Source organism: Paenibacillus sp. FSL H7-0756 (assembly GCF_038006765.1).
GTDB lineage: Bacteria > Bacillota > Bacilli > Paenibacillales > Paenibacillaceae > Paenibacillus_AQ.
In genome coordinates this window covers 138,590-156,425 of record NZ_JBBOVT010000002.1, presented here as the reverse complement: position 1 = coordinate 156,425, position 17,836 = coordinate 138,590, and the positions used below count along the sequence as shown (strand labels likewise).

The window sequence follows — 17,836 nt, the reverse complement described above, 5'->3', positions numbered from 1 at the left end:
TCACCCGGTTAATCATTTTGCATTAGAAGGTCCCGGTTCTTCTCAAGTGTTCCTCTTAGCCGCAAAATAGCTTTGGAATGAAGCTGGGAGATTCGCGAAGGAGACAGTGACATCACTTCCGCAATCTCGCTTAAAGATAAATCCTCATAATATAAAAGGGACACGACGGTCCGTTCTTTCACTGTTAGTTTCTCGATGCCTTTGGTTAGCGTATCCCGCAGATAGAACTCATTCACTTTACGGTCCGGATTCTTGGCCTTGTCATCTACCAATATGGACATTCTTGTCTCTGATTCTTCTTCGCGTATAGGATCTTCCAATGAACAGAGCGACATTACTGCGACATCCTGCAGCATCGTCTGAAACTCCGTTTCCGAAATATTCAGATATTGGCTCATTTCATCATCAGTTACTGACCTCAAATACTTCTGCTCCAGCTGCTGGTAGGCATCCTCGATTTTTTTCGCTTTTTCGCGTACGGATCTGGGAACCCAGTCACTTTGCCGCAGAGAATCAAGGATTGCTCCCCGTACCCGCCACGATGCATAGGTCTGGAATTGAAGCCCCCGCTTGTAGTCGAATTTTTCGATGGCATCAATGAGTCCCATGACGCCGTTGCTGGCCAAATCGTCCTTGGAGACGTTTTTGGGCAGTCCTACTGCCAGACGGCTGGACACGTAATCAACAATGTGGAGATAACTCTCAATCAGCTTTTTTTTAGCTTCAGGATCGCCGTGCTCTTTCCACTGCTCCCAAAGCATATCTGTTTCCGACTGAGCTGCTTTACGCTCGTTCAACGGCTTTCACCCTTCCCAAAGTTTAGTCAGCGGGCAAACATGCGGCGCAAGATGACGGACTTTCGCCGCAGCACTCGCTTATTCTTCTTTCAGGTGACGAACGGCCTTGGCCAATTCTTCAGGATCTTTCATAGAGACTAGCTTCGGAGGCTGCAAAGGCGTGAATCCCCCTGGCTCTTCACTGACCGCCTCCCGTTTTGGGGTGAGCAGGTCCTTGAGCTCCTGATCCTCTTCAGGTGTACTAATATCAAGCTTCACGCCAAGAGACTCTCCGTTATCGAACAAACCGGCTTCCGGATCTGAGGATTCTTTTCCGATAATAAAACCCAATACCCATCTCAGGCAGAAAGCAAGCACAAACCAGATAATAAATCCGTACATGCCCCGGATCAGGCTGGTACCCAGCAGGTTCTGTCCGTTGTTCGCAAGGAAGGTTAGTACAAATCCGATCAGTCCGGCCACAATATTCAGCAATAGTTTCCTGCTCATGGCTAAATTTCCTTCGGGCCTTTTTGAACGCTGCGGATAAAAATGACTCCGGTATTGCAGGAGATTTCTATCGTGCGCCCATAATTGCCGCCCGTGTCCTCCGCGATAAGCGGAATATGAAGGCTCTCAAGAGCAAGCTTGCAGGATTCCACATTCCGAGGCCCGATCCTCATGGTGTCACTCCCTCCGGCAAAAGCAAACATCTGCGAGCCTCCGGCCATCTTGGCCACAATCCGGCTTCTAACCGCCCCCAGCCCCAGCAGGCGGGCTAAAAGCTCAGGCACAGCAGTATCTGCGAACTTGGCGATATTCAGCTGTCCCTCCCGGGCAATCTCTGACGAAGGCAGCATGACATGAGCCATCCCCGCCAGCTTTTTACCGGGATCAAACAGAGTCAGACCTACGCAGGAGCCAAGACCGGTCGTACGAATAAGGCTGTCCTGGCTGCCTACGTTCAAATCCGCCATACCTACTTTAATGATGCTCTGCTCTTCAATCATTGTCGAACGGTACTCCTAAAGCCTTGAATATTTTGGGGAACGATTCCGGATCGGGAATAAGGAAGAATTGTCCTTCAATTTCATTTTGGCCTTCTAAAAAAGTCGTATCGATCAGCAGCGCATCATCGCCCATCTGACCGAACTGCAGCAGCCCGTAGCCAAGAATGGCTCCGGCCATATCCATCGCAAGCGCCGGCACTGTCGGATACATGGTCAGGGAGGTGAAATCCGCCAGGGAAGAGAGATAAGAACCGGCCAGAATATTGCCGATCTCGCTTAGTGCGGATAATTCCATCTCACTCAGCTCACCGCCGCCGGAGACTTCAATGCCGGCAATCCGGCTGAGCAGGTTGCTTGCCGCTTCCGGGGTAAGAATGAAGAACAGGTTGCCCGGGGCTTCACCTTCCACACGCAGGAATACCGCGTATACCAGCTCCTCCGCTCCGCCCACCTTATCGGTGATTTCCTCGAAGCTGAGCAGCTGTACCTTAGGCACGGCCATGTCAATCGGCTTATTGAGCAGCTGGGACAAGGCGGTGGCTGCATTGCCGGCCCCGATATTCCCGACTTCCTTAAGCACATCCATTTTGAAGTCTTTGAAATTCTTGAATAGCTCCATAGGCTAGCCCTCCAGGCTTTCCAGCTGCACGATTTCACTCTTGTTCAGTACTTCAGACAGGTTGAGCATAATCAGCAGACGGTCATCCCCAATTTTGGCCACCCCGTCCAGATACTTCGCCTTGATGCCCCCTACAACATCCGGCGGTACATCGATAATGTCACGGTTCAAGTCAATGACATCGTTGGCTGAATCGACAATGAAGCCCACTTCCATCTCATTCACATTGACGATAATGATCCGGGTCTGATCCGTGTGTTCCGCTTCCTCAATGCCGAAGCGTCCGCGCAGATCGATAACCGGAATCACGACGCCGCGCAGATTAATCACACCTTTGATGAAGGAATAGGTCTTCGGTACGCGGGTAATCGGCATCATACGTTCAATCGTCTGGACCTTCTCTACTTCAATGCCGTATTCTTCAGTGCCAAGCTTGAATACAATTACTTTGATATCTTCAGCCATGGAATGAGCCTCCCTGTTCTAACCTGATTATTTGATAAAAGCATTCGGATCGATAATAAGCGCTACCTGCCCGTCTCCAAGAATCGTGGCTCCGGAAATTCCCTGTACCTCAGGCAGATACTTGCCGAGGTTCTTGATTACGATTTCGTTCTGGCCAATGAAGTCCTGCACAGCCAAGGCAACCAGCCTTTCTCCTTTGCGGACAACCACGATCTCCGTCTCCTCTTCCGTGCTTTCATCATAGTCGGGAATGGAGAAGATCTTGCTCAGGGAGACCAGCGGAATATGGCTGCCCCGGAACTCCAGCATCCGGTTGCCGTGAATGGTGCGGATCTGGGCTTGCTTCACAATTCCAGTCTCCACGATGGAAGAGAGCGGAATGGCATATTTCTCGGAGCCCAGCCGAACCAGCATCGCTGCAATGATCGACAGGGTCAGCGGAAGCTGAACGGAGAAATTCGTGCCTTTGCCCGGTGTTGAATAGATGGTGACGTTACCGCCCAGGGAAGAGATTTTGGATTTGACCACATCGAGACCCACGCCCCGGCCCGATACGTCAGAGATGACCTCAGCTGTACTGAATCCAGGCGCGAAGAGCAGCTGGTACGCTTCGTCATCTGTCATCGTGCCCGCCTGCTCCTGGGTAATCACACCCTTTTTGACGGCAGAGGCCAATACATTCTTCGGATAGATGCCCTTGCCATCCTCTTCAATCTCAATGAAGACATGATTGCCGCTGTGGAAGGCCCGCAGCTGCACAGTGCCTGTCTCCGGCTTTCCGGCAGCAACCCGGTCCGCGATCGATTCAATCCCGTGATCCACTGCATTGCGCAGCAGATGCACCAGCGGATCGCCAATCTCATCAATCACCGTACGGTCAAGCTCCGTATCGGCTCCGGTGATGATTAAATCTACCTTCTTGTCCAGCGACTTCGCCAAATCGCGAATCATCCGCGGGAACCGGTTAAATACGGTATCTACCGGAACCATACGGAGCTTCATGACTATATTTTGCAAATCTCCGCTCACCCGGCCCATATGTTCGACCGTTTCGGTAAGATCACCGTTCTGCACCTCTGAGGCCAGCTGCTCCAGCCGGACACGGTCAATCAGCAGCTCGCTGAACAGATTCATCAGCACATCCAGCCGCTCAATATCAACACGGATGGTGCGGGAAGGCGACGGCGCTCCTCCAGCCCGGGCCGGGGCAGCTTTGCCGTTCTCTTCCTTGGGATGCAGAGAAGCCGCAGGGGAAGCATTACCAGCTGCTGCCGGAGCAGCCTCTTGCACCGGAGCCGGGGCAGGCGCTTCGGCTGTAGCTGCTGCAGTGTCTTGTCCCATTTGGCGAAGTGACTCCTGATCAAGCGCCACAGCGGTGACCGCTTCAATCTCCGACAGATTCAGAATCATCTTCTGAATTTCACTTGCATCCTTTTGGGTTATGTAGTAGAGGGAGAATCCGTAATCGAATTTCTCCTGTTCTATGTCCTGAACCGAAGGGAAGGATTTCACGACTTCTCCTGAACGCTCCAGAAGGTCGAAGACCATATAGGCACGTACGGCTTTGAGCTGACAGTCCTTGCGGATCGCCACATCCACATAAAGCACCTGATGGCCTTCCTGAAGGGATTGCTCCAGCACAGAGTACTGGAATTCATCCAGGAACACCTGGGCCGCGCTGGCATTGCCGGACGCAGCAGCCGTGACTTCAGCAGAAGCATTGCCGGCAGAGGGAACCTCTCCGCGAACGATGGCCTGCAGGGACGAGACAATGGCTGTTACATCGGCCTTGCCCGCTCCCCCGCCGGTAATATCCTCCACCATGGATTCCAGAGCGTCAATACTTTTGAACAGGGTATCAAAAATGAAGTCTTGCATCCGCAGTTTGTTATTGCGCACCAGATCGAGCACATTCTCCATTTGGTGCGTAAGCGAAGCCAAATCTTCAAAACCCATTGTAGCCGCCATACCTTTCAAGGTATGGGCGGAGCGGAAAATCACCTGAACAATACTCAGATCCTCCGGATTCGCTTCCAGCCCCATCATGCTATCGTTCAAAGACTGAAGATGATCATTTGACTCATCAATAAACATGGATAAGTATTGGTTCATGTCCATGAGCGGGTACCTCCCCTTCGAGTTCGCTATTCCATTATTTAACGGCTTGTACCAGCCTTGGAGCAATTTCTTGCAAAGGCAGGATGTGTCTTACACACTTCAACTCTACTGCAGACCTCGGCATTCCGTAAACCACACAGGTTTCTTCACTCTCTGCAAAGGTAGATGTCACCCCCGAATCATAGAGTGCTTTCATCATCCGTGCTCCGTCGCTGCCCATCCCCGTCATAATGACGGCATGACGTTCCAGCGAGGTAAGCTGCAATACCGATTCAAACAGTGTATCTACAGAAGGACGATGTCCATTGCGGACCTCTTCCTTAGTAAGCTCTACCATGTATTGGCCGCCAGGCGCAGGTACCACTGTCAGGTGATAGCCGCCGGGGGCAATATACGCCGCTCCCTGCCGGAGAACCATACCGTGTTCCGCTTCAGCGACTTCCAGTGCGCTAAAGGTATTCAGGCGCTGGGCCAGCGACTTGGTGAAGTTAGGCGGCATATGCTGGACAATGACAATCGGTGCCGGGAAGTCGCCAGGGATGTTCTCTAGGAACGCCTTCAGCGCTCTCGGACCTCCGGTTGAGCAGCCTACAGCCACCAGCTTGCGCACGCTCCGGCTTCCGCTTGTCTGGCCTCCTGCTGCTGCAGGAGGCTCCACGAATGAGCCAGCAGCAATTTCAGCAGCCGCCCGTTGTCCAGCCCATCCGCTGCCCTGCGCCTCCTGGTGGGAGCGGCCTTTGAGCCTGTCGGGAGCCGGTTTGGGCACTGCTGGTGCAGGCTTGACCACCCGCTTTGCATTGGGCGGCTCAGTGCGGGCTTCCGGCTTCCGTTTGTCAGCCGGCGGTTCAAGCGGCGCTCTGGCCCTCGGCTTCTCCGTGCCCTGAAGCGGCGCTTTATCCGCCTCCTTCTTGGACGGCTCCAGCTTCCGCCTCACCGGTTCCACAACAGCCCGCGGAGCAGGCAGTTCGGCAGCGGGAGGAGGAGGCTCAGGCAACTTGACGGCGGAAGCGCGGGCTTCACGGCGCTCACGCGCCATCATGGCCTCTTTCATCTGCTCCCGGAGGGATTCTCCGACAGCGATGATATCCTGGGAGTTTGAAATGGACGGCTTTCGGATGAAATCGAAAGCCCCCCACTCCAAGGCCAGAATCGTCTCCTTCATACCCTCTTCATTGATGCCGGACAGCATAATTACCGGGAGCGGACGCTGGGCCATGATACTTTTGAGCGCCTCCAGGCCATTCATCTCAGGCATCTCCACATCCATGGTTACGAGATCCGGACGAAGCTCGTTCACCTTCTCAATCGCCTCGCGTCCGTTGGCAGCTGTCGCTGTGACTTGAAAGTCGGCATCATTCTCTATTAAATCCGAAATGATTTTGCGCATGAATGCAGAATCATCAACAACCAGAACTTTATATGGCCTCATAGCTTTTCCACCTCTGTCCCTCAAATTCAGAACAATTATCTGTTTCGTTTCAACCACTTGCTGATGAATCCCTTGATGCCTTGTACTTTAGCGGTTTCTACTGAATCCACAGCCAGATAGCTCTGCGCAAGCCTCTGCACATCCCTGGCTGCAATACTGTTCGGAAAAGCCACTGAGAATGGAATTTGTTTCTTAACGGCCTGTACTACATGCGGGTCACTGCTGATGTAACCGAGGAAGGGAAGCTCTAGCTGCAGGAAGCGGCTGGCTGCCATCCTAATTTTGTCACTGGTGGCCCGTGCCTCCCGTTCATCCCCTGCCTGATTGACAATCAGCCTGAACGAGACCTCCGGATGACTATTATGAACAACCTTCATCAGTGCATACGCATCTGTAATTGCGGTAGGCTCGGGCGTGGTCACCACCAGGCAGTCGTCGGCAGAAGTGATGAATTTCATCGTTTCCTTGGACAGCCCCGCCCCTGTGTCAAACAGGATAAAATCCATGGTATCGGCAATGCTTGCAATCTGTGTGGTAAAGTAGTTCAGATCCGCCTCAGAGAGTGTGAACAGCTCGTCCATCCCGGAGCCCCCTGCAATGAAGGGTAACGCTTGCGGTCCGAGTTGAATGATCTGTCCGATCTCCGCCTCCCGCTTGAGCAGGTGGTACAGATTGTATCTGGAGGAGACTCCCATAAGGACATCAATATTGGCCATGCCGATATCGGCATCGAACAAAAGCACTCTCCGGCCCATGGCCTTCAGCGCAAGCGCGAAGTTAAGGGTGAAATTCGACTTCCCGACGCCCCCCTTCCCGCTGCATACTGTGATGATCCGGGCGGAGGCACCGCTTCCGGGAGCCTGCCTCGTATCCTGGCTGGAGACCAGCCGCCTTAATGCCTGCGCCTGGTCCATCACCCGCCCCCTGTTCCCAGCAGCATGCCGCCAATCTGCTCCCCAGTGGCCATAAGAAGATCATCCGGAACATTTTGTCCGTTGGTAATATAAGAGAGCTTCAGCGGGTAATCATTCAAGACATTGAACAGCGGGCCATAGCTGCCCGTTTCATCCAGCTTAGTGAATACTACCTTGTCCAGCTGGTATCTGCCGAAGTGCTCTGCAATCTTTTTCATGTCACGACTCTTGGAGGTCAGGCTCAGCACCAGCAGGGTCTCGCTCTTAAGCTCCTTGGCGAGCAGGCTCTGCAGTTCAGCCACCAGGATTTCATTGCGGTAATTCCGTCCGGCAGTATCCATTAACACCAGATCACAGCTCTCCAGCCGGAACATCGCCCGCTGCAGATCACCCGGCGATTGCACAACCTCCAGCGGCATGTTGAGAATGGAGGCGTAGGTTCTAAGCTGTTCAACGGCCGATATCCGGTAAGTATCCGAGGTAATCAGCCCAACCTTACGGCCTTGCTTGAACAGCTGCTCCGCTGCCAGCTTGGCGATCGTTGTCGTCTTGCCGACCCCTGTCGGCCCGGCAATATATACAATCCGCGTATCCGGGGCAATACCGCCGGCAATTCGTCCCGCCAGAAAACCGTCAATCTGCTCTCTAAGCACAGCCTCGAATTGCTCCGGTCCCCAGCTGCTTCCTTCCTCACGGTAACGCTCCAGAACGTATCCGATCCATTCCTCTACGAGAACAGCGTCAGTCTCCTGGTCAATCAGGCGGCTACGTAAGGATTCCAGCGCATCCGGCAGCTCGGCAGCCCCTGAGGAATAACGTGCGATACGTTCCATCCATTGCTTCATATCCCGGATCTCCCGCAGGACATCACTCTCAGTCGCAGAGGCACTCTCAGGTTCAGGCTGTTCTGCCGCAAGCGATTCATAGATGGCTCCAAGCTTCTTCCGGCTCTCCTCCGGCTGCGGTACAGACGGCTGGCCTGCTGCAATATCCTCAGTGCGCATATCCGGCGGATCAGTCTTGGTCAAAGGCGGCATCACAGCGACACCTCCGCCCTGCTCCAGCGGATCAGCCAGTGCTGCGGCAATCTCGGCAAACGACTTGGCGGCTGCCGCCTCCCTTACCGTCACAGACGGCGGGAGAGGAGGAGCAGCGGCTGAGGCAGCCTTCTGATAGGCCTCTGGCACTGCATTTCGCGGTACGTTCATTGGCGGTGCAGGAATCTTCTCCTGCGCAGCCGCCTTTGCCCCGTTCTCCACAGCAGCTACAACCTCGATCTTCTTTTTCGTGAACATGCCCATGAATCCGCCAACCTTTATTTCTTTGGTGCTTAAAATAACGGCATCGCTTCCAAGCTCGCTGCGGATCGAATGCATGGCGTCAGGCATCGTATCGACCACATAACGCTTCACTCTCATAAGTTCACCACCCCGACGCTTTGAATTTCAATGTTTGGCTCCAGCTCGCTGTAGGACAGCACCGGGATATCCTGCATGGTCCGCTCAATCACCTGGCGCAGATACATGCGAATCGTTGGAGAGGTCAGTACAATCGGCTGCTGGCCGGATTGCAGGAGACGGTTGATCTGCTCCGTAAGCCGCTGATAGACGGTTTGGGTAGAGACCGGATCAAGCGCCAAGTAGCTGCCTTGCTCCGTCTGCTGCACGCTCTCGGAAATTTTTTTCTCAAGTCCGGGACCTACGGTAATGACACGCAGGGTCTCTCCCGTCTGAGAGAACTGCTGTGTAATCTGTCTGGAGAGGGATTGCCGCACATATTCAGTCAGAATATCCGGGTCCTTGGTATACGTGCCGTAATCGGCAAGCGTCTCGAAAATGGTGACGAGATCGCGGATGGATATTTTCTCCCGCAGCAGCTTGCCCAGCACCTTCTGAACATCCCCTACAGCAAGAATGGAAGGAATCAGTTCATCCACCAGTACAGGGTAATTCTCCCTGAGATTGTCGACCAGCTGCTTCGTCTCCTGACGGCCCAGCAATTCGTGTCCATACCGTTTGATCAGCTCGGTCAAATGCGTGGCTACAACGGAAGGCGGGTCGACCACGGTATAACCGGATAACTCAGCCCGCTCCTTCACCGACTCATCGATCCATAGGGCAGGCAGCCCGAAGGATGGTTCAATAGTCTCAATCCCGCTAATCGACTCGTCATCATAACCAGGGCTCATGGCAAGATAGTGATTAAGTAATAATTCACCGCCGCCAACGTTATTTCCTTTAATTTTGATGACATATTCATTCGGTTTTAGTTGAATATTGTCGCGTATGCGAATAACCGGCACGACTAGACCCATCTCCAGCGCACATTGCCGTCGAATCATGATGATACGGTCGAGCAGATCGCCGCCCTGTCCCGTATCCGCCAAAGGAATCAGACCATAACCAAATTCGAATTCGATCGGGTCCACCGTAAGCAGATTAATAACACTTTCGGGACTGCGTACCTCTTCGATCTGCTTCTCCTCGACCAGTTGTTCATCGGCAATCTGCTGCCTGCTTGCCTTCTGTCCCATACTGTAAGCCGCATAAGCCATCAGCCCCGCCAAAGGAAGCGTGGACATAATCGTAATCGGGGTAAAGAACCCCAGAAACGCAATGGTCGCAGCCACTATGTATAGAAGCTTCGGATAGGACAGCAATTGTCCGGTCAGATCCTCGGCCAGATTGCCCTCCGAAGCCGCACGGGTAACGATGAGACCGGAAGCCGTGGAGATCAGCAAGGCCGGAATCTGGCTGACCAGACCGTCACCGATAGTCAGGACAGAGTAGGTTGAGAGTGCTGTCTGGAACGACATACCATGAACGGTCATACCGATAATGAAGCCGCCGATCAGGTTGATAATGAGGATGATGATACTGGCAATGGCGTCCCCTTTAACGAACTTACTCGCACCATCCATGGCTCCGAAGAAATCCGCCTCGCGTTCGACATTACGGCGGCGTTCCCGTGCCTGCTGCTCATTTATCATCCCCGCATTCAGATCCGCGTCAATACTCATCTGCTTACCGGGCATCGCATCCAGCGTGAAGCGGGCGCCTACCTCGGCCACGCGCTCCGAACCCTTGGTGATAACAATGAACTGAACCACAACCAGGATCAGAAAGACAATGAACCCGATAGCGATCTGTCCCCTGGCAATCCAGCTTCCGAAGGTCGCTACGACCTCCCCGGCATGGCCATCAGCCAGAATCAGCTTGGTTGTTGACAGGTTCAGCGCTAAGCGGAACAGCGTTGTGATCAGGAGCAGTGAAGGAAATATTGAGAACTGCAACGGATCTCTGGTATTCATGGCGACCAATATAATGGTCAGGGCTATCGAGATATTGACAATTAACAGTACATCCAAAAGCCAGACAGGGATGGGCAGAATCATCATAAGCACAATACCGATAATGCCCAGTAGAACTGTTAGATCTTTAGCTTTCAATGTCCTTAACCTCCCCCGGCTTATCTCCTCTTGCCTTTAAGCTTATATACATAGGCCAGCACTTCGGCAACTGCCTGGAACAGATCGGCCGGCACTACATCACCGATCTCCGCTCTCTGGAACAATGCCCGTGCCAGCGGCTTATTCTCCATCGTTACAACACCATGCTCCTTGGCCAGTTCCCTGATGCGGAGTGCCACATAATCCTGGCCCTTGGCTATAATCTGAGGAGCCTCCATTGTGGAACCGTCATACTTCAGGGCGACTGCAAAATGGGTCGGGTTCGTGATGATAACATCAGCCTTGGGGACCTCCTGCATCATCCGCTGCATCGCCATTCTGCGCTGACGTTCCCTGATCTTGCCTTTGATGATGGGGTCGCCCTCCATCTTTTTGTACTCATCCTTAATGTCCTGCTTGGACATCTTGAGACTCTTCTCATGCTCGTATTTCTGATAGATATAGTCCAGTACAGCCATTATAAAAAGAGCCGCTGCAATCTTGATGCCCAGGCTCATGGTCAGCTTCGCAACGAAGGCGTATGCCCCTTCCGCATCGACATGCGAGAGGCGTGCAAAACTCTCCTTCTGTCCCCAAAGCGTACTGTAAACCAGATAGGCAATCAGGATGAGCTTAAAGATAGATTTGAGGAACTCTACTACGGAACGCATGGAAAAAATATTTTTGAAGCCTTTGATGGGGTTGATCTTGCTGAACTTAGGCGTAATTCCTTCGCCTGAAGCCATGAAGCCTACCTGTGCGAAATTAGCCACGAGCGCCAGCAGGAAGGTGATGCCCAGCAGCGGAGCGAGCAGAATGAGGATCTGCAGCCCGTACTGGTTAAACAGCGTAGAGATATTCTCCGGTGTTACCTCAAGCATCATCCGGTTCTGGAACACATCTGTGTAGAGCTTGATAAACCGTTCTTTCATGAAGCCGCCGAAGACGCTCAGTGACAGCAACGCCGAGAAGAGGACCACTGCGCCTGACATTTCAGCACTTTTGGCAACCTGCCCCTTCTTGCGGGCATCCTGCCGTTTCTTTGGAGTGGCTTTCTCTGTCTTATCTCCCCCGAACAGCTGAAGGTTCAGTTTGTATCTTGCCTGTTTTGCCAAGACAATCTCTCCTTACCGTAGCCTAAGGACTCTTCCCAATGAGGCCAAGCAAGTTGTGCATGGACTCGAACATAATCTCGAAGAGATTCTGGAACAGCGCAGCCATCCCCGGCATCAGTATAAGAAGCAGCGCCAGACCGATAATGATTTTGAGCGGAACACCGATGACAAACACATTATATTGCGGAGCCGTTCTCGCCAGGAAGGCCAGGCCTACATCCGTCAGGAACAGTGCAGCAACCAGCGGAGCCGACATTTGAAAGGCCAGCATAAAGGATTGAGCAAAGGTGCGGATCAGAAACTCTGACAAGCTTCCGCCGATCATTTTGAGGAACAGATCATTATCGATCGGCACCCATTTATAGCTGTATACAATAGCATCCAGCAGGTAGTGGTGGCCATTCATGCTCAGGAACAGCAGCAGCGCAATCATATACTTGAAGTTACCGATAATCGGCGCCGAGGCCCCGGTCATCGGGTCAATGACGTTCGCAATCCCGAACCCGATCTGAATATCGATAAAAGAGCCCGCAGTCTGAATCGTCATAAACATCAGGTAGGCGATAAACCCAAGCAACAGCCCGATTAATGCCTCCCTGATAATCAGGAGGATAAACCCCAGATCCTGCGGAACTGTAATATTCATGCTGCCTGAGCTGAAGATGACCATCGATACAAAAAAAGACAAACCAATTTTGAACGTTGTCGGCACGCTTTGCGACGAAAAGACAGGAACGACAACAAAAAAGGCGGTAATTCGACAAAAAATCAACAGAAAGACAGGAAAACTTTGCACCAGGGTCTCTATATTCATAGACTCAACCGATATACATATAGAGACTGCCCAGAATTTGGCTGGTGAAATCCACCAGCTTCGTTATAATCCACGGACCGAACAGCAGTAAAGCAAGCAGTACGGCAACGATTTTGGGAACAAACGCCAGGGTCTGCTCCTGAATCTGGGTTGTGGCTTGAAAAATACTGACGATCAGTCCTACCACCAGACCAAGAATCAGCATGGGGGCGCTGGTCTCCAGCACTAAATATACGGCTTGGCCGGCCAGGCCGATAATAAACTCCGCATTCATCCCATGTACCTCCTCTTACAAGTCAGGTGTTAAAACTCAGCAGCAGTGATTTGACTACTAGGTACCAGCCGTCCACCAGCACAAAGAGCATAATTTTGAAAGGCAAAGATATCATTACCGGCGGCAGCATCATCATCCCCATGGCCATCAGTGTGCTGGACACCACAATATCAATAATAAGAAAAGGAATAAAAATCATAAAGCCCATGGTAAACGCCTTTTTCATCTCGCCGATTGCAAAAGCAGGTACCATTACTGTTAAAGGAATATCATTATAGCTGGCGGGCTTCACTGTAGCATTATTGCCGGTATAGTTCATGAACAGCAGCAGGTCCTTCGTATTCGTCTGCTTGAACATAAACTCCTTAATCGGCTCCTGCGCTTTGTTCAGTGCCTCGCTCTGGGTCAGAGTGCCCTTCATATAGGGCTGTAAGGCCGTCTCGTTCACAGTTGCCAGCGTCGGCGACATAATGAACAGGGTTAAGAATAAAGCCAGTCCTACAAGCACCTGGTTCGGAGGCATCTGCTGTGTACCCAGTGAGGTTCTCACGAACCCCAGTACGATCACAATCCGCGTGAAGCTGGTCATCAGCACCAGGAATGAAGGAGCAATGCTAAGCACCGTTACCAGCAGCAGGATAGAGATGGAGCTCGTCCCTCCGCTTGAAGCATCGTTGTCCCCCACCGAGATATTGATATTAGGAATCGGGTCAGCATGAACCGGATGCAGGAGCAGCACGCTGAAAATACCAAGCAACAGAAAAGAAAGAATCAGCTTTTTTTTCATAAATCCTCCGACTCTTTCCTGAGATCCTCATCCCTGCGCAGTTCCTCCAGCTTCTCCTTGCGCTCTGGCGCCAGGGCAAGCTTGGATTGCAGCGTCTCATAGAAAGACGAAGTCTCATGAATCTCAATTTCCTGGGACGGCACCTCACCGCGCAGCTTGGACTTGATTTTGGCGATAAGCGGTGAAATGAAGTTGTCCGTTCCTGAGGCCTGGTCTTCAAAGGCGGATATAATCAGCGCCACCTCTGCCGGATCGGTGATCTTGTCCATCATGGTGATGTCCTCGCCTACTCCGATCAGATAGAGGCTGCCGCCCAGCTCAATGACCTGAATCGACTTATTCGGACCCAGCCCCAGCGCACCCAGCGTGCGGATGGAACGGCCGCTCATCAGAGTCTGATTGCGGCGTCCCAGAAAACGGATCAGCAGCACGATAAGAATAACAATGACTGCCAGAAAAAAAACAACCTTTAATAAATTCAGCAGGGCATTACTACTGTCTCCGAGCGTTCCGGAAGCAAATAACATACCTCGTTCCTATATACCCAGCGTTTTGTTGATGGCTTCAATGACACGGTCTGCCTGGAAAGGCTTCACAATAAAGTCCTTGGCACCGGCCTGGATTGCATCAATAACCATAGCCTGCTGACCCATGGCTGAACACATAATGACTTTGGCATTGGCATCTACTTTTTTAATTTCCTTAAGGGCGGCGATTCCGTCCATTTCAGGCATGGTGATATCCATCGTGATCAGATCCGGACGCAGTTCCTTAAATTTCTCTATAGCCTGTGAACCGTCCTGGGCTTCACCCACTACCTCAAATCCGTTCTTCGACAAAATGTCCCGGATCATCATTCTCATAAATGCTGCATCGTCCACGATTAGAATTCGGTTAGCCATTTTTACAAAATCCTCCCTAAGTATGCTTATTGTAATTTTTGTATACGGTCCCACTGGCTGACGATATCCGTAACGCGGACACCGAAGTTTTCGTCGATAACTACGACTTCCCCCTTGGCAATGAGCTTGTTGTTAACCAGAATGTCAACAGGCTCACCTGCCAGCTTGTCCAGTTCAATAATTGAACCTTGCGACATTTCCAGAATATCTTTGATCTGCTTCTGGGTCCTTCCTAATTCTACGGTTACCTTCAGTGGTATGTCCATCAATAAATTTAAATTATTTTCGTCAATATTGCCAAAAGCCCCTGCACTCAGATTCGCAAATTGCACAGGCTGTACATTTACATTACGGCCCTGTGCCGGATTCTGCGGCTGAGCCTGCGGGTAGGGCGTGCCTTGCGGCGGCATTCCGTAAGGCGGCATGCCCTGCATCCCATAAGCCGGCATCCCTGCCGGAGGATAATAATATCCCCCTTCCGGCATTCCCGGATAAGGCGGCATTCCCTGACCCTGCGGCGGATATTGCGGCGGGTACCCTCCCGCCTCCGGCGCAGGCATCTGCTGCTGAGCTGTAGGCGGCGCCTGCGGTGGTTCCGGTGCAGGCGCTGGTGCGGCTGCCGGAGGCGGAGTCGGCGTTGCTTCCGCAGAGGAGACGGCCGCTTCCTGGTCAGCCTGGCTGACATCGCCAAGCAGCATGGTCACCATATCCTTGGCGAATTGTACAGGCAGCAGCTGCATGATGGTGGAATCAATCAGATCGCCGATCTTGAGGCGGAAGGAAATCTGGATTAGAGTCTCATCATCCGGCAGACTGCCTACACCTTCTCCGCTAGACATGTTAAGAATGTCAATGCCTGGCGGAGAAATGTTGACGAATCTGTTGAAGATCGTTGACATTGAGGTAGCGGACGAGCCCATCATCTGGTTCATCGCTTCCTGCACAGCACTGATATGAATTTCGTTCAGTTCCTCGTCTTTGGGATCTCCTTCCCCGCCGAGCATCAAGTCGGCAATGACCTGCGCATCCCTGATCTTGATAACCAGAGAATTGATGCCCTGGAAACCGTCGACATACTGTACGTGAACAGCTACATGAGGTTTGGGGAAAGCTTCCTCGAACTCTCCGCGTGTAATAATGGATACCTTAGGGGTAGTAATGTCAACCTTCTTACCCAGCAGGGTAGAGAGTGCGGTTGCCGCACTTCCGAAGGTGATATTGCCGATCTCTCCCAGTGCATCCTGTTCAAAAGGTGTTAAGTAATCATCCACGGTCTTCGGTGAAGGAGCCAAATTGCCTTCCGCAGACTGTCTAAGAAGAGCATCTATCTCTTCCTGGGACAAATAATCTTTACTCGTCAAACTCTTCAACCCCTTCGCTGACAATCTCGTCTATTTGCACAGCCACACGTTCTTTGATCATCCCCGGACTTCCAATGAATTTCAGCTTGTCTCCCACCTTAATCGACAGACCGGAATCCACCGTCTTGTTAAGAGAAATCACGTCGCCGATGCTGAGCCCGAGAAATTCAGCAATGGATAAATTCGATTCGCCCAGCTCAGCCACGATTGGAAGCTGCGCCCGGTGAACTCTGGCCCGGATGGCCTCGAGCTCTACCTCATCCCGCACCTTTTTCTCGGAGACAAACCACTGGTGCACCGAGAGCCTTGACATAATCGGCTCCAGCACAACGTGCGGAATACAGAGGTTGATCATCCCCGTCGTGTCTCCTATTTTGGTACTGAGGGAGATCAGGGCAATCGTTTCATTGGGCGATACAATCTGCATAAACTGCGGATTCGTTTCCAGCGCCTCCATCCGGGGATGGATATCAAGCACCGTCTTCCAGGCTTCCTGCAGACTTTCAAAGCATCTGCTGAAAATCCTCTCCATAATAGTCGTTTCGATTTCAGTTAACGCATTGATTTTGGAGGGTGCTGTTCCGAAGCCGCCAAGCAGACGGTCCAGCATGGCAAAAGCAATATTCGGATGCACCTCCATCACCATCCGGCCCTCCAGCGGCTCGGCCTCAAAAATATTCAATATCGTCATTTTGGGAATGGAGCGGATAAACTCGTCATAAGGGAGCTGCTCTACTTGAACGACATTGATCTGCACGAAGGTGCGCAACTGGGCCGAAAAGTACGTTGTAAGATAGCGGGCAAAGTTATCATGAATCCGGGTTAAGCTGCGGATATGATCTTTGGAGAAGCGTACGGCCCGTTTGAAATCATAGGAGCGGATCTTTTTAGTGGTTTCTTCTTTTTTAAGTTCGTCGGCATCCATTTCACCGGATGAAAGTGCAGCAAGCAGAGCATCAATTTCGTTTTGTGATAGTACATCAACCAATTCAATCACCCCCCTATCAAAGAATAGACCCGCCTGCAGCTACATTGGTGCCATTATGAATTTGGTGAATTCAATCTGGGTAATCGAACCTTCTGTCAGGTTTTTATTAATGATGTTCACCAGTTTGCTGCTGAACTGATCTTTGCCGCTGGCCCCATTCAGCTCCTCGGGTTTGGCATCGGCAATCGCTTTGATAATCAGCGGTGTTATTTTAATCGATTTTATTTTTTCGAATTCTTCCTTGGACGCCGCCGAATCTAATTGAAGCGCGATGTCAACTGAAAGGATGTAATCGGGATCGGCGAGATTAGTTTTGATATCCTGGATTTCGGCCGTCATCTTAACAATTTCATCAGCAGTCATCTTCTTCGTCTCCACGTTCTGAACAGCCTTGTTCACTTCATTCCCGTCACTTGGGAAAAACCTGTCCATCAGCAAGAATGCAGCGACTACGATAAGTGTAACGGCCAGCAATATCGTGATGAGCCATGGCAGCATCTTTTTCATGAAAGCTCCTCCATTGACTGGACTTTAATGGTGGCAGCGTGTGTGCCTATGTCCCTGTTATATTCCTTGATCTTGCTAATGACTTCATCGGCCTTTTCAAGCACGATCAGCCTTTTGCCGGTTACCAGCGTAATGTACGTGTCCGGTGATTCCTCAACCATTTCAACCAGCAGGGCATTCAGCCACATCCCCGCCCCGTTCAATCTTGTTACCGAAATCATGACAGGCCTCCTAACCTAAATAGGGGGAGGAGTTCCTCCCCCACGACTGCAATAACATTTCCGCTTGCAGGCAAAACGTTATTATTCA

The 17,836-nt window shown here is 51.8% G+C and carries 20 protein-coding genes; all 20 read right to left on the bottom strand.

Going from position 1 to position 17,836, the window contains the following annotated elements; genetic code table 11:
- Window positions 1-8 precede the first annotated feature (8 nt).
- Window positions 9-797: a FliA/WhiG family RNA polymerase sigma factor gene (locus NST04_RS17395; protein ID WP_341185381.1), complete on the bottom strand. Its 789-nt coding sequence runs from the start codon at window positions 795-797 to the stop codon at window positions 9-11.
- Window positions 798-875: 78 nt separating this feature from the next.
- A complete protein-coding gene (locus NST04_RS17390; protein ID WP_341185380.1) occupies window positions 876-1,286 on the bottom strand; it encodes a hypothetical protein in 411 nt (136 codons plus the stop codon).
- Between the two features lie 2 nt (window positions 1,287-1,288).
- Window positions 1,289-1,786, bottom strand: coding sequence for a chemotaxis protein CheD (locus tag NST04_RS17385; protein WP_036724701.1), 498 nt, complete (start codon window positions 1,784-1,786; stop codon window positions 1,289-1,291).
- Window positions 1,779-2,405, bottom strand: coding sequence for a chemotaxis protein CheC (locus NST04_RS17380; protein WP_339310138.1), 627 nt, complete (start codon window positions 2,403-2,405; stop codon window positions 1,779-1,781). The genes NST04_RS17385 and NST04_RS17380 overlap by 8 nt, the downstream gene beginning before the upstream one ends.
- Window positions 2,406-2,408: 3 nt before the next feature.
- Complete coding sequence (locus NST04_RS17375) at window positions 2,409-2,870, bottom strand: chemotaxis protein CheW (RefSeq protein WP_036692546.1); 462 nt, start codon at window positions 2,868-2,870, stop codon at window positions 2,409-2,411.
- A 27-nt stretch (window positions 2,871-2,897) separates the two neighbouring features.
- Window positions 2,898-4,988 carry a chemotaxis protein CheA gene (locus tag NST04_RS17370; protein WP_341185379.1) on the bottom strand — a complete coding sequence of 697 codons (2,091 nt, stop codon included), beginning with the start codon at window positions 4,986-4,988 and terminating at the stop codon, window positions 2,898-2,900.
- 34 nt (window positions 4,989-5,022) lie between these two features.
- Complete coding sequence (locus tag NST04_RS17365; protein ID WP_341185378.1) at window positions 5,023-6,417, bottom strand: protein-glutamate methylesterase/protein-glutamine glutaminase; 1,395 nt, start codon at window positions 6,415-6,417, stop codon at window positions 5,023-5,025.
- 35 nt (window positions 6,418-6,452) lie between these two features.
- Complete coding sequence (locus NST04_RS17360; RefSeq protein ID WP_341185377.1) at window positions 6,453-7,334, bottom strand: MinD/ParA family protein; 882 nt, start codon at window positions 7,332-7,334, stop codon at window positions 6,453-6,455.
- Window positions 7,331-8,749 (bottom strand): flagellar biosynthesis protein FlhF, encoded by a 1,419-nt coding sequence (flhF, locus tag NST04_RS17355; RefSeq protein WP_341185376.1) that lies wholly within the window; start codon window positions 8,747-8,749, stop codon window positions 7,331-7,333. The genes NST04_RS17360 and flhF overlap by 4 nt, the downstream gene beginning before the upstream one ends.
- Window positions 8,746-10,779, bottom strand: coding sequence for a flagellar biosynthesis protein FlhA (flhA, locus tag NST04_RS17350; RefSeq protein WP_036692533.1), 2,034 nt, complete (start codon window positions 10,777-10,779; stop codon window positions 8,746-8,748). Before flhA ends, flhF begins: the two co-directional genes overlap by 4 nt.
- Window positions 10,780-10,799: 20 nt before the next feature.
- A complete protein-coding gene (flhB, locus tag NST04_RS17345; RefSeq protein WP_083677977.1) occupies window positions 10,800-11,894 on the bottom strand; it encodes a flagellar biosynthesis protein FlhB in 1,095 nt (364 codons plus the stop codon).
- A 22-nt stretch (window positions 11,895-11,916) separates the two neighbouring features.
- On the bottom strand, window positions 11,917-12,708 hold the full coding sequence (gene fliR, locus NST04_RS17340) for a flagellar biosynthetic protein FliR (protein WP_036692526.1): 792 nt from the start codon (window positions 12,706-12,708) through the stop codon (window positions 11,917-11,919).
- Window positions 12,709-12,712: 4 nt separating this feature from the next.
- Entirely contained in the window at window positions 12,713-12,982 is a 270-nt protein-coding gene (gene fliQ, locus NST04_RS17335; protein WP_036692523.1) for a flagellar biosynthesis protein FliQ, read from the bottom strand.
- A gap of 22 nt (window positions 12,983-13,004) precedes the next feature.
- The gene (gene fliP, locus NST04_RS17330; protein ID WP_341022677.1) at window positions 13,005-13,769 is read right to left on the bottom strand and encodes a flagellar type III secretion system pore protein FliP; all 765 of its coding nucleotides are present in this window, start codon (window positions 13,767-13,769) and stop codon (window positions 13,005-13,007) included.
- The gene (locus NST04_RS17325) at window positions 13,766-14,296 is read right to left on the bottom strand and encodes a flagellar biosynthetic protein FliO (protein ID WP_341185375.1); all 531 of its coding nucleotides are present in this window, start codon (window positions 14,294-14,296) and stop codon (window positions 13,766-13,768) included. The genes fliP and NST04_RS17325 overlap by 4 nt, the downstream gene beginning before the upstream one ends.
- Window positions 14,297-14,305: 9 nt before the next feature.
- Window positions 14,306-14,671, bottom strand: coding sequence for a response regulator (locus NST04_RS17320; RefSeq protein ID WP_036692515.1), 366 nt, complete (start codon window positions 14,669-14,671; stop codon window positions 14,306-14,308).
- 26 nt (window positions 14,672-14,697) lie between these two features.
- The gene (fliY, locus tag NST04_RS17315; RefSeq protein WP_341185374.1) at window positions 14,698-16,032 is read right to left on the bottom strand and encodes a flagellar motor switch phosphatase FliY; all 1,335 of its coding nucleotides are present in this window, start codon (window positions 16,030-16,032) and stop codon (window positions 14,698-14,700) included.
- Window positions 16,022-17,020 (bottom strand): flagellar motor switch protein FliM, encoded by a 999-nt coding sequence (fliM, locus tag NST04_RS17310; protein WP_036692509.1) that lies wholly within the window; start codon window positions 17,018-17,020, stop codon window positions 16,022-16,024. Before fliM ends, fliY begins: the two co-directional genes overlap by 11 nt.
- Before the next feature lie 39 nt (window positions 17,021-17,059).
- Window positions 17,060-17,527: a flagellar basal body-associated FliL family protein gene (locus NST04_RS17305; protein WP_036724673.1), complete on the bottom strand. Its 468-nt coding sequence runs from the start codon at window positions 17,525-17,527 to the stop codon at window positions 17,060-17,062.
- Entirely contained in the window at window positions 17,524-17,748 is a 225-nt protein-coding gene (locus NST04_RS17300; protein WP_036724671.1) for a flagellar FlbD family protein, read from the bottom strand. The genes NST04_RS17305 and NST04_RS17300 overlap by 4 nt, the downstream gene beginning before the upstream one ends.
- Window positions 17,749-17,836: the final 88 nt, after the last annotated feature.

Coding starts and splice junctions, on each gene's coding strand:
- NST04_RS17375 (WP_036692546.1), bottom strand. CDS start 2,870: ATGGCTGAAGATATCAAAGTAATTGTATTCAAGCTTGGCACTGAAGAA.
- NST04_RS17370 (WP_341185379.1), bottom strand. CDS start 4,988: ATGGACATGAACCAATACTTATCCATGTTTATTGATGAGTCAAATGAT.
- fliR (WP_036692526.1), bottom strand. CDS start 12,708: ATGAATATAGAGACCCTGGTGCAAAGTTTTCCTGTCTTTCTGTTGATT.
- NST04_RS17390 (WP_341185380.1), bottom strand. CDS start 1,286: ATGAGCAGGAAACTATTGCTGAATATTGTGGCCGGACTGATCGGATTT.
- fliP (WP_341022677.1), bottom strand. CDS start 13,769: ATGAAAAAAAAGCTGATTCTTTCTTTTCTGTTGCTTGGTATTTTCAGC.
- NST04_RS17300 (WP_036724671.1), bottom strand. CDS start 17,748: ATGATTTCGGTAACAAGATTGAACGGGGCGGGGATGTGGCTGAATGCC.
- NST04_RS17380 (WP_339310138.1), bottom strand. CDS start 2,405: ATGGAGCTATTCAAGAATTTCAAAGACTTCAAAATGGATGTGCTTAAG.
- NST04_RS17385 (WP_036724701.1), bottom strand. CDS start 1,786: ATGATTGAAGAGCAGAGCATCATTAAAGTAGGTATGGCGGATTTGAAC.
- flhF (WP_341185376.1), bottom strand. CDS start 8,749: ATGAGAGTGAAGCGTTATGTGGTCGATACGATGCCTGACGCCATGCAT.
- fliQ (WP_036692523.1), bottom strand. CDS start 12,982: ATGAATGCGGAGTTTATTATCGGCCTGGCCGGCCAAGCCGTATATTTA.
- NST04_RS17325 (WP_341185375.1), bottom strand. CDS start 14,296: ATGTTATTTGCTTCCGGAACGCTCGGAGACAGTAGTAATGCCCTGCTG.
- NST04_RS17320 (WP_036692515.1), bottom strand. CDS start 14,671: ATGGCTAACCGAATTCTAATCGTGGACGATGCAGCATTTATGAGAATG.
- NST04_RS17305 (WP_036724673.1), bottom strand. CDS start 17,527: ATGAAAAAGATGCTGCCATGGCTCATCACGATATTGCTGGCCGTTACA.
- NST04_RS17365 (WP_341185378.1), bottom strand. CDS start 6,417: ATGAGGCCATATAAAGTTCTGGTTGTTGATGATTCTGCATTCATGCGC.